We start from the raw sequence: 11,839 nt of genomic DNA on the forward strand, positions 1-11,839 counted from the left end.
ATGACCCCGCCACCCGTCGTCGACGAGCTCGCGACGTCCGTCCGCAGCGACCCGTCCGGACCGAACCTGGTCCGGCTGTGGGAGGCGGTCTACGGGCTGGAGCACTGGTGGCTGGTGCCGACCGGCACCGCCGAGGACCCGCGTCCGCTCGTCGGCGTCGTCGGGGAGCAGCGGTTCCTGCTCGCCTTCACCGGCCGGCACCACGTGGCGGCGTTCGCCGGGGCGCGCCCGGGGGCCGACGCCGCGGGCGCCACCGCCGCCATGACGATCACCCCGGCCGACCTCACCGGGCTCGCGGGCACCCTGGCCGCAGGCGGCATCGCCGGTGTCCTGTTCGACCGGGGCGTGCACGACCTCGTGGCACCGATCGCGGGCCTGCAGTCGATGTGGACCCGGTTCGGCGCCGCGGCCTGACCGTCAGTCCTGCTCGATGATGCGGTGCTCGCGGTTCTCGATCTGCGTGCGGTCGGCGTCGTAGCGGTTGACGTCCTCGCGCTTCTTCGGCAGCCGGTCGTTCGCGATCAGGACCGCCATCCACGGCAGCGGGATCGACAGGACCAGCAACGAGACCGCGAGCCACGGGATGGAGTAGAAGACCGCCGCGAGGATCATCAGCGGGATCCGCATGCCCATCATGATCTTGTACCGGTGCTTGCGGGCGGCGAGCTCCTCCTCGTAGGACATCGCCGCGTCCGTGATCAGGACCGGGTTCGCCGCATGCTGCGGGTCGGCCACGGTGACTCCTTCACTTGCCTCACCGGCGGCGCTGGGGACCAGCGGTGACCACGGGAACCGGGCCACTCGACCGCCACCCGTCATGGTGCCACCCGACCTCCACCACCGCCCGCCGACCCGGACCGGACGCCGGTGTCCTGCGCCACGCCGGCCAGGAGCGCGTGCAGCTCGGCCGCGGTGCGCGGGCGGGCGTCGGACCCCGCCGCGGCCAGCAGCCGGTGCACCGCGGGGGCCCACGCCGGGCCGAGGCGGGCGGTGCGCAGCAGGGCTGCGTCCGCCAGCACGTCCGCGGCCGGACCGGTGACGACCCGCCCGTCGACGACGACCGCGACCTCGTCGGCCCAGCGCTGCGCGAGGTCGACGTCGTGCGTGGACAGCACGGGGGTCGTGCCGGCCGCGTGCAGCCCGGCGAGGGTGACGAGCAGCTCCTCGACGCCCGCCGGGTCCAGCCCCGCGGTCGGCTCGTCGAGGACGAGCAGCCGCGGCGCCATCGCGACGGCCCCGGCGATCGCGACGCGCTTCTTCTGCCCGAACGACAGCAGGTGCGTCGGGCGGTCGGCGAGCCCGCCGATGCCCAGTGCCGCGAGCGCCCCCTCGACCCGGGCCCGGACCTCGTCGGGGGCGAGCCCGAGGTTGACCGGCCCGAACGACACGTCCTGGCCGACGCTCGCGGAGAACAGCTGGTCGTCGGGGTCCTGCAGGACGAGCTGCACCTGGGTGCGCAGCGCGGTGAGGCCGCGGCGGCTGCGGACGACCGGCGCGCCGTCGAGCAGCACCTCCCCCGCCGAGGGCGCGAGCGCCCCGGCCAGCAGCCGGAACAGGGTCGTCTTGCCGCCGCCGTTGGCCCCGAGGACGGCGACCCGGCGCCCGGCGTGCAGGGCGAGGTCGGCGCCGTCGAGGACGGGCCTGCCGGGCTCGTAGGAGAAGCGGAGGCCGTGCGCCTCCAGCACCGGCGTCACGCGAGCACCAGGGTGGTGGCGACGACCGCGGCGACGAGCGCCGCCGAGGCGACGACGAACGGCACCGACAGCGGCCGCTCCTGCACCTGCACCCGCAGCGAACCGGTGTAGCCCCGCAGCGCAAGGCCCTGCTCCAGGCGCCGGGCGCGGTCGAAGGACCCGACGAAGATCGCGGCGGCCTGGCTCGCGACGCAGCGGTAGGTGGTGCGCCAGCTGCGGAACCCGAGACGGCCCGCCTGCGCCTCCCGGACCGTGCACGCCGTCTCCAGCAGCAGGAACAGCAGCCGGTAGACCAGCGCCGCGACCTCGGTCACCGCGGCGGGCACGCCGAGGCGCTCCAGCCGCGGCAGGGCGTCGGCCAGCGGGGTGCTGGCCGCGAACAGGATCAGGCACAGCAGCGCGGCCGTGCCCCGGCCGGCGAGCGCGGCCGCCTGGCCCAGCCCCTCCGGGGCCCAGCGGACCAGCGGGTCGCCCCCGACCGCGACGAGCAGCGGCACCGACCCGACCACGACGAACGCCATCGGCGCCCGCACCGCCCGGAGCACCTGGCCGGGCCGCAGCCGCAGCGGGCCGAGCAGGATCGCGAGCGCGACCGCCCCGACGATCGGCGCACCGGGCCACGGCGGCAGCGCGACCGCGGCCCCGACGAGCCCGAGGGCCAGCAGCGCCTTCTCCCCCGGGTGCCGCAGCCGCCACGGGGTGGTGTGCGCCAAGGCGTCGAGCCCGGGCATCAGGTGGGGTCGTCGGGCTGGGGCGCGGGCCGCGGGGTCGCGAGGCGGCGCCGCGTGTTCAGGGTGCCGAACAGGTAGCCGAGGAAGCCCGCCCCGATCGCCGCCTGCAGCGCGAACAGCGTGGACGCGGTCTCCGCCTCCGGCTCGAACAGCGGCGTGAACCACGGCTCGTAGCCGGGGTTGTCGGCCTCGATCTGCTCGACGGCCACCCCGTCGGCGCCGCCGAACTCGGTCTCGCTGCCGATGAACACCAGCGGGACGACGGCGATGACGAGCACGGCCAGCACGAGCAGCCAGTTGATCAGGGTGGAGCGCGACACGGTCAGACCTCCTGCTGGGCGGGGGCGGGGGTGCGCAGCACGCCGAGGCGGCGCAGCTCGTCGGGGCTGACCTTGATCAGCAGCCGCACGATCAGCACCGTCAGCAGCCCCTCGCAGACCGCGAGCGGGATCTGGGTGATCGAGAAGATCGCGCCGAACTTGACGACGGACCCGAGCACGCCGGACGTGGCGTCCGGGTAGGCGAGCGCGAGCTGCACCGACGTCGTCGAGTAGGTGGCGAGGTCGGCCAGCGACGCGGCGAGGAAGACCCCGACGGAGAGCCCTCCGCCGAGCCGCCCGGCCAGGCGGTACACCCCGTAGGCGACCCAGGGGCCGACGATCGCCATCGAGAAGGCGTTGGCGCCGAGCGTCGTGATCCCGCCGTGCGCGATCAGCAGCGCCTGGAACAGCAGGACGATCGTCCCCAGCAGGGCCATCACCGGCGGCCGGAACAGGATGGCCCCCAGCCCGGTCCCGGTGGGGTGCGAGCTCGACCCCGTGACCGACGGGATCTTCAGCGCGGACAGCACGAACGTGAACGCGCCCGCCGCCCCGAGCAGCAGCTTGGTGTCGGGGTCCTCGCGGACCTGCCGGACGACCGCGCGCGCCCCGTGCACGACGAACGGGGCGGCGACCACCGTCCAGGCGGCCGCGTGCAGCGGCGGGAGGTACCCCTCGGCGATGTGCATGACGGCTCCAGGGGTCGTGGCGTCGGCGGATCGGTCGACCCTAGGACGGTGACCCCGGGAGCTGCAAGACTGAACACGTCTTCATCTGTTGACGTTCATGTGACGTCGCCGGTCGACCGGTCAGCCGACCGCGGGGTCACCGTGCGCGTGCAGGGCCACTTCCCCCACCACCCCGTCGGACACCACGTCGAGCAGCCGCTCGGTCAGGGCGCCGGTCACGCGGTAGCGGACCAGCCTGCCCTCCCGGTGGGCGAGCACCATGCCGTGCGCGCGGAGCAGGCGCAGGGCGTGCGAGACCGCGCTGTCGCTCATGCCGACGGCGAACGCCAGGTCGGACACGCACAGGTCGCCCGCGTGGTGCAGCGCCAGCAGGATCGAGAGCCGGTTGACGTCGCCCAGCGCGTCGAGCACCGCGGCGGCCTGCTGGACCTGCTCGGTGTCGGCGAGCACCGCGGTGGCGTCACATACCTGGTCGGGGTCGATGACCCGGACGTCCCGGCGCTCGTCGGAGACCTTGTGCACGCCTATCCCTTCGCGGCCTTGGCCGCGGCCTTCGCCGCCTGCTTGAACTCGCGGACCTTCAGCAGCGACCCCGGGTCGACGACGTCGGCGACCGAACGGTGCGCGCCCTCGTCGCCGTAGGACCCGGCGGCCTCCCGCCAGCCCGCCGGGGTGACCCCCCGCTGCTTGCCCAGCAGCGCGGTGAAGATCTGCGCCTTCTGCTTGCCGAACCCGGGCAGCGCGATCAGCCGGGACACGAGCTCGGCGCCGTCGGGGACGTCGGCCCAGACCAGCGTGACGTCGCCGTCGTAGGTCTCGACCAGCGCCGCGCACAGCGCCTGCACCCGGCCCGCCATCGACTTCGGGTAGCGGTGCAGGGCCCGGGGCGTCGCGAAGATCGCGACGAGCGCGTCGGGGTCGTACGCGGCGATCTCGCGCGCGTCGAGCCGGTCGCGGCCCAGGCGGCGGGCGAGCTCGGCGGGCGCCCAGAACGCGTGCTCCATCGGGATCTGCTGGTCGAGCAGCATCCCGATCAGCAGGGCGAGCGGGTCGCGGTCGAGCAGCGCGTCGGAATCGGGGTCCTGGCTCAGCTGCAGCGGCACCCCACGAGAGTAGCGGCGGGACCGGGCGCGGCTGCTCCCGATCGGGTGGACGGCGCAACTCCGCGGGCCGATCGGTCGAACCGGGTGCCCGGCGCCAACGAACCGTGCAGGGGGCGGTCGGGCGACCGCCGCGATGCCGACGAGGAGCGGAGGTCGACGATGTGGCATCCCGATGCCGACCTGCTCTCCCGCGCCGCGCTGACCTCGACGCCCCGGGACGAGCGCGTCGACCGGCACCTGGAGACGTGCCCGCCGTGCCACGCGCACGTGGACCTGCTGCGGCGAAGCGTCGACCTCGCCGTCTCCGGCCGGGCGGGTCCCGAGGACGAGCCGCCGCCGGACCGCGTCTGGACCGCGATCACCGGGGAGCTGGGGCCGCGCCGGCGTCGGTGGGTGGCGCCCGTCGCGGCCGCGCTGGTCGCGCTGCTGCTCGGGACCGGCGCGGGCTGGCTGCTGGGCCGCGCGTCCCCCGCCGAGCAGCCGCTGGGCACGCTCGCCGCCGTCGGGGGGTCGGGGGCGACGGGCACCGTGGCGCTCGCCGACCGCGACGGGGTCCGCGAGATCGTCATCCGCGTCGAGGGCCTCATCGCCCCGCCCGGCACCGACTACCTCGAGGCGTGGCTGGTCGACGGCGGCGGCACCGGGATGCTGTCGCTGGGCGCGCTGGCCCGCGACGGCGGCGGGTACGAGGGCACGTTCACCGTGCCCGCCGACCTGCCGATGGACCGGTTCCCGACGCTGGAGGTCTCGGCGGAGCGGTTCGACGGCGTGCCCGCGCACTCCGGCGACGGGCTGCTGCGGGGCACCGTCGGCTGACGGGGCCGGACCGGTGGCTGCTTGGATCGCGAGGTGGAACCCGCACTCTCCCCCGCCGCCGCCGACGCCCTGCGCGCCGCGCTGACCCGCCACCGCTACACCACCGACGCCGTGCGGGAACTGCTCGGGACGGGCGCCCACGCGGCGCTCGGCCGGGGCGAGGTCGAGCCCGCGCACCGGGCCGCCCGCGACGGCGGGGAGCTGGGCGTGCTGGTCCGGCTGCTGCTGCTCGGGGCCGTCGAGCCGGACGCCGCCGTGGCCGCCGCACTCGCGCCCCTGTCCCCCGCCGACGCCGCCGCGGCGGGCCTGCTGCGCGCCGCCGACGGCGGGTGGGCGGCCGCGCTGGACCTGCGGCCCTACGGGATCGACGACCCGGACGACCCCGCCGAGTGGTGGGTGCTGTCCGACCTCGACGCCCGTCGCCAGGAGCGCGACCACGTCACCGGCGTCGGCGGCGCGTCGCTCACGCTGGCCTCGGCCACCGACCGCCGCCCGGTCGGCACGCTGCTCGACCTCGGCACCGGCTGCGGGGTGCAGGCCCTGCACGCCACCCGGCACGCCGGGGCGGTCACCGCCACCGACGTGGCCCCACGCGCCCTCGCGCTCGCCGCGGCCACGTTCGCCCTCAACGGGCTCGACGTCGAGCTGCTCGACGGGCCGTGGCTCGCGCCGGTGGCCGGACGCCGCTTCGACCGGATCGTGTCCAACCCGCCGTTCGTGCCGGGGCCCGCGCGCGTCGACTACGTCTACCGCGACTCCGGCCGGGCCGGCGACGACGCGCTCGCCGCACTGGTGGCCGACCTGCCCGCCCACCTGGCCGACGGCGGGGTCGCGCAGCTGCTGGGGTCGTGGCTGCACGTGCGGGGCGAGGACTGGCCGGACCGGGTGCGCTCGTGGCTCCCCGACGGCGTCGACGCCTGGGTCGTGCAGCGCGAGGTGGCCGACCCGGCGCTGCACGTCGGCACCTGGCAGCGCGACGCCGGGCTCGACCTCACCTCGCCGCAGGCACGCGCGCAGGCCGGGGCCTGGCTGGACTGGATGGACTCCGCGTCCGTCGAGGCGGTCGGGTTCGGGTACCTGGTGCTGCGCCGCACCGACGGCGCTCCCGAGGTGGTCGTGGAGGACCTGCTCACCGAGGTGGCCGACCCGCTGGGCCCGGAGGTCGCCGGCTGGCTCGACCGGGTCGACTGGCTGCGCGCCCACGCCGCCGACGCCGACCTCCTCGGCGCCCGGCTCGCCGTCGCGCCGCAGGTGGTGCTGGAGACGTTCGCGACGCCCGGCGACGAGGGCTGGGCCGACGCCGGGTCGGCCGTCGCGCGGCTGGACGGGCCGCGCTGGCGCCACGAGGTCGACGGGCCCGCCGCGGCCCTGCTGGCCGGCTGCCGGGGGGCGCTGCCGCTCGAGGAGCTGCTCGAGCTGCTGTCGTTCGCGCACGACCGCCCGGTCGGCGAGCTGGTGGCCGCGACCCTGCCCGCCGTGCGGGAGCTGGTGCGGCACGGCCTGCTGGTGCCGGCGTGAGGGCGGTGCCGGCGTGAGGGCGGTCGTCGCCCGGGTCGCCCGGGCGTCGGTGACGGTCGACGGCGCCGTCGTCGGCTCGATCGGCCCCGGGCTGCTCGTCCTGCTCGGGGTGCACCGCGACGACACCGCCGCGGCGGTCCCGGTGATGGCGCGCAAGCTCGCGGAGCTGCGGATCCTCGACGGCGAGCGGTCGGCCGCCGAGACCGGCGCCCCGGTGCTGGTGGTCAGCCAGTTCACCCTCTACGCCGACACGCGCAGGGGTCGCCGCCCGTCCTGGTCGGCGGCGGCGCCGCCGTCGGTCGCCGCCCCGTTGGTCGACGCGGTCGTGGCGGCGCTGCGGGACCGCGGGACGACCGTCGAGACCGGGGTCTTCGGGGCGGACATGGCCGTGGAGTCGGTCAACGACGGCCCGTTCACCCTGATCGTCGACACCTGATCGGCCGCTCGCGGCCGTCGCCGCCGAGGTCTACCCTGCCGCGATGCGCCGCCGCCTCCCGCTCCTCGTGGCGGTGCTCGCCGCCGCCCTCACCGCCTGCGGCACCGGGGCGGCCCCCTCCGCGTCCCCGGCCGATGCCCCCGCCGACGCCCCGGTCGGGACCGCCGGCACCGGTGAGACCCGCGAGGTCGGCGGGTTCACCGGGGTGGAGCTGAGCACCGTCGGCACCCTGCTGATCGACCGGACGGGCACCGAGTCCCTGACGATCGAGGCCGAGCCCGCCGTCCTCCCGCTGCTGACCAGCGAGGTGTCCGGCGGCGTGCTGCGGCTGGGCGTCGCACCGGGCGAGGAGGTCGCCACCCGCGAGCCGATCGTCTACCGGCTCACGGTCGCCGCCCTGGACTCCCTGTCGGTCTCCGGGGCGGGCGACGCGACCGCGACGAACCTGGACACCGACCGGCTCGTCGTCGACGTCGACGGGGCCGGTGACGTCACGCTGTCCGGCACCGCGGACACCCAGGTGGTCACGCTCGGCGGCGCGGGCGACTACGACGCCGGGGACCTGCTCAGCGCCACCGTGGAGATCACCGTCGACGGCGCGGGCGACGCGGTGGTGAACGCGAGCGACCGGCTCGACGCGACGGTCGGCGGCGCCGGGTCCGTCGAGTACGTCGGCGACCCGCAGGTGACGCGCGACGTCAGCGGCGTCGGGTCGGTCGAGCCGCGCTGACGCGACCCTCTCTCACGACGGGTCGTCGACGAAGCTGCGGTAGACCGACAGCAGAGCGGAGCGCTGAGCGGGGCTGAGCCGCGGGTCGCGCGCGATCACGTCCTCGGTGGTCTCCGGGTCGGGGGCGGGCCGCGCATCGCGCCATCCGGCCTGGGTGAGCAGCTGCTCGGTGGAGAGCTGGAGGGCGTCGGCGATCGAGTGCAGCACCTTGAGCGACGGCTGGTGCAGGCCGCGCTCGACCTGGCTGAGGTAGGCGTTCGACACGCTGGTCAGCGCCGCCATCTCGCGCAGCGACAGCTTGGCCAGCTGCCGCTGCGCGCGGATGAACCCGCCCAGGGCGTTGATCGACCACGAGCCGGGCTGGTCGTCGGGCTGTTCTGCCGCACTCATGCCCGCATCATGACGGTTCCGGGGCTCAGGTGCCCAACACGTAGCTGCCGGGCGCGGCCATGAGGACCGGGTGGGCGTCGCTGCCCAGGCGCGGCGGGTCGGTCATCTCACCGGCACGCTCGCCGATCCACGGCGACCAGTCCTCCCACCAGCTCGCGCGGTGCTCGCCCGCGTCGTCGCGCCAGTCGTCGGCGCTCGCGGGGAGGTCGGCGCCCTCACCGAACCAGTGCTTCGACTTCGGCGACGGCGGGTTGACGACACCGGCGATGTGTCCCGAGTTCGAGAGCACGAACCGGACCGTGCCGCCGAGGTGGCGCAGTCCCTTGTAGACCGAACGCCACGGGGCGATGTGGTCGGCCTCCGCGCTGACGACGTAGGCGTCCTGGGTGACGGCGCCGAGGTCGAGCCGCTCCCCCGCGAGCTCCAGCTTGCCCTCGACGAGCTGGTTGTCGAGGTAGAGGTTGCGCAGGTACTCGGTCTGCATCGCGGCCGGCATGCGCGTGGAGTCGGCGTTCCAGGCGAGCATGTCGAACGCGGCGGGCTCCTCGCCGAGCAGCCAGTCGTTGATCACGTAGTTCCACACCAGGTCGGTGGCGCGCAGCAGGTCGAACGTCGACTTCATGCTGCTCGCGGGCAGGTAGCCGGTGCGGCGCATGGTGCGCTCGAGGCGGTCGACGGTCTTCTCGTCGGTGAAGACGCCGAGCTGGCCGGGCTCGCTGAAGTCGAGCAGCGTGTTCATCAGCGTGATCGAGTTGATCCGCTGGTCGCCCCGCGCGGCGAGCCACGCGGCGGTGGCCGCGGCGAGCGTGCCGCCCAGGCACAGCGCGGCGACGTTGACCTTCTCGGCGCCGGTGATGTCCCCGATGACGTCGAGCGCGGCGAGCGGGCCGTCCTGCATGTAGTCGGCCATCACGACGTCGCGCATGCTCTCGTCGGGGTTGCGGTAGGAGATGACGAACACGGTGTGCCCGTGCTGCACCGCCCACTCGACGAGACTCTTCTGCGGCGCGAGATCCATGATGTAGTACTTGTTGATCCACGGCGGCGAGAGCAGCAGCGGGATCTCGTGCACCTGCTCGGTCTGCGGCTTGTACTGGATGAGCTCCATCAGCCGGTTGCGGTGCACGACGACGCCCGGCGTCGCCGCCAGGTCCTTGCCCACCTCGAACTCGCCCGGCGTGGTCTGCCGGGGCATCCCGCCCGAGCCGACGGAGTCGCGCAGCAGGTTGCGGGTGCCGCGGAACAGGCTCTGCCCGCCGGTCTCGAACGCCTTCTTGACCATCGTCGGGTTCGACCAGGGCCAGTTGACCGGCGAGGTGGCGTCGACGGTCTGCCGCACCAGGAAGTCGATCTTGCGGCGGGCCACCGGGCTGAGCTCGACGCCGTTCGCGACGGCCTCGAGGTACTCGGCGAACAGCGCGTGCTGCTGGCGCAGGAGGTAGTAGTAGGCGTTGCCCTCCCACGCCGGGTCGGCGTAGCGGCGGTCCTTCTCCGGCAGCGCGGCCGGTCCGGCGCCGTGGCCGCCGACGCTGCGCGCGAGCGCCGCCACGGTGGCCCGGCCGGTGCCCGCGGCGAGCCCGGCGGTGCGGCGGGCGACCGGGAGGGGCCGCGACAGCAGGCCCTTGGCCACCTCACCGAGCGCCCCGCCGAACGCCACCGGATCGATCCGGGCGGCCAGCGCCCCGGGGTCCAGCAGGTCCTTGACGCCGTTCACCACGTCCGTCGCGGTCTTCCGGATCGTGGTGGTCGGGTCGCTCGAGGGGGTCACGGCAACTCCTTCGTCGTCGGTGGCGGTGCTCGTGGCACTCGGGGAGTACCCGATGGTGACGCCTTACCCACGGGTAGGCATAAGTGCTGGTCACAGGTCACGTGCGAGCGTGGTCACCTTTGCGCTTGGTATCCCTAGCGTTACTTCCGAGTAGCCCACCTGTTGCTACACATGCCGATCGCCACCTACCGTCGGGGTGACGACGGCGACGCAGCCGTCCGAGCCTCGGGAGCAACCACGATGACCGCACCCACGACCGGAATCGGTGGCGCTCTGCGCCACCTCGCGGCCTACAACGCCACCGCGGCGGCCCGCACCACCGTCGAGCTGACGCGCTCCGCGGGCCATCTCTGGCTCGACGCCGTCACCCGACCCCGCACCCCGCTGGCGAACGCGGCCCGCGGTGCGCTGTGGTGGAGCACGATGCTCGACCGGCGCGAGCCGCGCTGGCACCGCGCCAGCACGATCACGCTGTCGACGCCGTTCGCCCACCTGCGCGACTTCACCGCCCCCGCCGACGCCGACCACGACGTGGTGCCGACGCTGGTGCTGCCGCCGCAGGCCGGGCACTCCAGCCACGTCATCGACTTCTCCCCCCGGCAGAGCCAGCTCGCCGTGCTCGCCGCGGCGGGCCTGACGAAGCTCTACGCGCTGGAGTGGCGCCCGGCCACCACCGCGACCCGCGACGTGTCCATCACCGACTACCTCGACCTCATCGACCGGTCCATCCGGCGCATGGGCGGGCGCGCCAACCTCGTCGGCGACTGCCAGGGCGGGTGGCTGGCCGCGATCTACGCCGCGCTGCACCCGGACCGCGTGCACACCCTGACCCTCGCCGGCGCGCCGATCGACTTCCACGCCGGCGAGTCCGTGATCGCCTCCTCGACCCGCGCCATGACCGGCGCACTCGGCCTCGCGCCGTACAAGGCGCTGGTCAAGGTCGGCGGCGGCAACATGCCCGGCCGCGCCGTGCTGGCCAACTTCATCGCGATCCAGCCGCAGTCGGAGGTGTCGCGGCAGCTCCAGCTCTTGGAGAACATCGACGACGAGGCGCACGTCGAGCGCTACCGCGTGTTCGAGGACTGGTTCAAGCACACGCAGGACATCCCCGGCGCGTTCTACCTGTGGCTCGTGGAGCACCTGTTCCACGGCAACGAGCTGATCTCCGGCGACCTGGTGGTCGACGGCCGCCGCGCCGACCTCGCGAACATCACCTGCCCGCTGTTCCTGCTCGCCGGGTCCACCGACCACATCACGCCGCCCGCGCAGCTGTTCGCCGCGGCCGACGCCGTGGGCACCCCGGCCGCGCAGATCACGCGGCGCACCGCACAGGGCGGGCACCTCGGGCTGTTCATGGGCCGCGACGCGCTGCGCGACGACTGGCCCCCGCTGATGGAGGCCGTGTACGCGCTGTCGAGCGCGTCCGCGTCGCGCCCGGAGCGTGCGGCCGCCGTCGCCGACCCCGGGGACACGCCCCGCCTGCCGGCCCCGTGACGCGGGTCCGGTGATCGACTGAGGGTGCGCTGAGAGCGCGTCCGCTCCCGGGAACGATTCCCGGGACGGGCGCGTTCACCCCATGAGAGCCCCGGCGACGACGGACCACCGCATCCGTCCGACGCCCGGGTCGCGCAGGGGAGGAAGACA

General features: G+C 74.9%; 15 protein-coding genes. 6 read left to right on the forward strand and 9 right to left on the reverse strand.

The window, feature by feature from the left end:
* Entirely contained in the window at positions 1-414 is a 414-nt protein-coding gene (locus H6H00_RS26225; protein WP_185718323.1) for a hypothetical protein, read from the forward strand.
* 3 nt (positions 415-417) lie between these two features.
* Here H6H00_RS26225 and H6H00_RS26230 read toward each other — a convergent pair whose 3' ends face one another.
* The 7 genes from H6H00_RS26230 to H6H00_RS26260 form a co-directional block, all read right to left on the reverse strand.
* On the reverse strand, positions 418-735 hold the full coding sequence (locus H6H00_RS26230) for a DUF3099 domain-containing protein (RefSeq protein ID WP_255425384.1): 318 nt from the start codon (positions 733-735) through the stop codon (positions 418-420).
* 80 nt (positions 736-815) lie between these two features.
* Complete coding sequence (locus H6H00_RS26235; protein WP_185718325.1) at positions 816-1,694, reverse strand: energy-coupling factor ABC transporter ATP-binding protein; 879 nt, start codon at positions 1,692-1,694, stop codon at positions 816-818.
* Entirely contained in the window at positions 1,691-2,425 is a 735-nt protein-coding gene (cbiQ, locus tag H6H00_RS26240) for a cobalt ECF transporter T component CbiQ (RefSeq protein ID WP_185718326.1), read from the reverse strand. Before cbiQ ends, H6H00_RS26235 begins: the two co-directional genes overlap by 4 nt.
* The gene (locus H6H00_RS26245; RefSeq protein WP_185718327.1) at positions 2,425-2,745 is read right to left on the reverse strand and encodes an energy-coupling factor ABC transporter substrate-binding protein; all 321 of its coding nucleotides are present in this window, start codon (positions 2,743-2,745) and stop codon (positions 2,425-2,427) included. Before H6H00_RS26245 ends, cbiQ begins: the two co-directional genes overlap by 1 nt.
* A 2-nt stretch (positions 2,746-2,747) precedes the next feature.
* Positions 2,748-3,434 carry an energy-coupling factor ABC transporter permease gene (locus tag H6H00_RS26250; RefSeq protein WP_185718328.1) on the reverse strand — a complete coding sequence of 229 codons (687 nt, stop codon included), beginning with the start codon at positions 3,432-3,434 and terminating at the stop codon, positions 2,748-2,750.
* Positions 3,435-3,554: 120 nt separating this feature from the next.
* Positions 3,555-3,956, reverse strand: coding sequence for an ArsR/SmtB family transcription factor (locus H6H00_RS26255; RefSeq protein WP_185718329.1), 402 nt, complete (start codon positions 3,954-3,956; stop codon positions 3,555-3,557).
* A 2-nt stretch (positions 3,957-3,958) separates the two neighbouring features.
* Positions 3,959-4,537: an HhH-GPD-type base excision DNA repair protein gene (locus tag H6H00_RS26260; RefSeq protein ID WP_255425385.1), complete on the reverse strand. Its 579-nt coding sequence runs from the start codon at positions 4,535-4,537 to the stop codon at positions 3,959-3,961.
* Between the two features lie 159 nt (positions 4,538-4,696).
* Between H6H00_RS26260 and H6H00_RS26265 the strand changes: the two genes are divergently transcribed.
* Genes H6H00_RS26265 through H6H00_RS26280 form a run of 4 tightly spaced genes read left to right on the forward strand, consistent with a single transcriptional unit; the run spans position 4,697 to position 8,037 of the window.
* Entirely contained in the window at positions 4,697-5,353 is a 657-nt protein-coding gene (locus H6H00_RS26265) for an anti-sigma factor (RefSeq protein WP_185718331.1), read from the forward strand.
* A 33-nt stretch (positions 5,354-5,386) separates the two neighbouring features.
* Positions 5,387-6,871: a DUF7782 domain-containing protein gene (locus tag H6H00_RS26270; protein WP_185718332.1), complete on the forward strand. Its 1,485-nt coding sequence runs from the start codon at positions 5,387-5,389 to the stop codon at positions 6,869-6,871.
* 13 nt (positions 6,872-6,884) lie between these two features.
* Positions 6,885-7,307 carry a D-aminoacyl-tRNA deacylase gene (gene dtd, locus H6H00_RS26275; RefSeq protein WP_185718333.1) on the forward strand — a complete coding sequence of 141 codons (423 nt, stop codon included), beginning with the start codon at positions 6,885-6,887 and terminating at the stop codon, positions 7,305-7,307.
* A 43-nt stretch (positions 7,308-7,350) separates the two neighbouring features.
* Positions 7,351-8,037 (forward strand): GIN domain-containing protein, encoded by a 687-nt coding sequence (locus tag H6H00_RS26280; protein WP_185718334.1) that lies wholly within the window; start codon positions 7,351-7,353, stop codon positions 8,035-8,037.
* A 12-nt stretch (positions 8,038-8,049) separates the two neighbouring features.
* Here the strand turns inward: H6H00_RS26280 and H6H00_RS26285 are convergent, their stop codons facing one another.
* Together H6H00_RS26285 and H6H00_RS26290 are read right to left on the reverse strand one after the other, a co-directional pair.
* Complete coding sequence (locus H6H00_RS26285; protein ID WP_185718335.1) at positions 8,050-8,427, reverse strand: helix-turn-helix domain-containing protein; 378 nt, start codon at positions 8,425-8,427, stop codon at positions 8,050-8,052.
* A gap of 25 nt (positions 8,428-8,452) precedes the next feature.
* Positions 8,453-10,195 carry a PHA/PHB synthase family protein gene (locus H6H00_RS26290; protein ID WP_185718336.1) on the reverse strand — a complete coding sequence of 581 codons (1,743 nt, stop codon included), beginning with the start codon at positions 10,193-10,195 and terminating at the stop codon, positions 8,453-8,455.
* Between the two features lie 240 nt (positions 10,196-10,435).
* Between H6H00_RS26290 and H6H00_RS26295 the strand changes: the two genes are divergently transcribed.
* Complete coding sequence (locus tag H6H00_RS26295; RefSeq protein ID WP_185718337.1) at positions 10,436-11,689, forward strand: DUF3141 domain-containing protein; 1,254 nt, start codon at positions 10,436-10,438, stop codon at positions 11,687-11,689.
* Positions 11,690-11,839: the final 150 nt, after the last annotated feature.

Origin of the sequence: Pseudonocardia petroleophila (assembly GCF_014235185.1) — a bacterium.
GTDB lineage: Bacteria > Actinomycetota > Actinomycetes > Mycobacteriales > Pseudonocardiaceae > Pseudonocardia > Pseudonocardia petroleophila.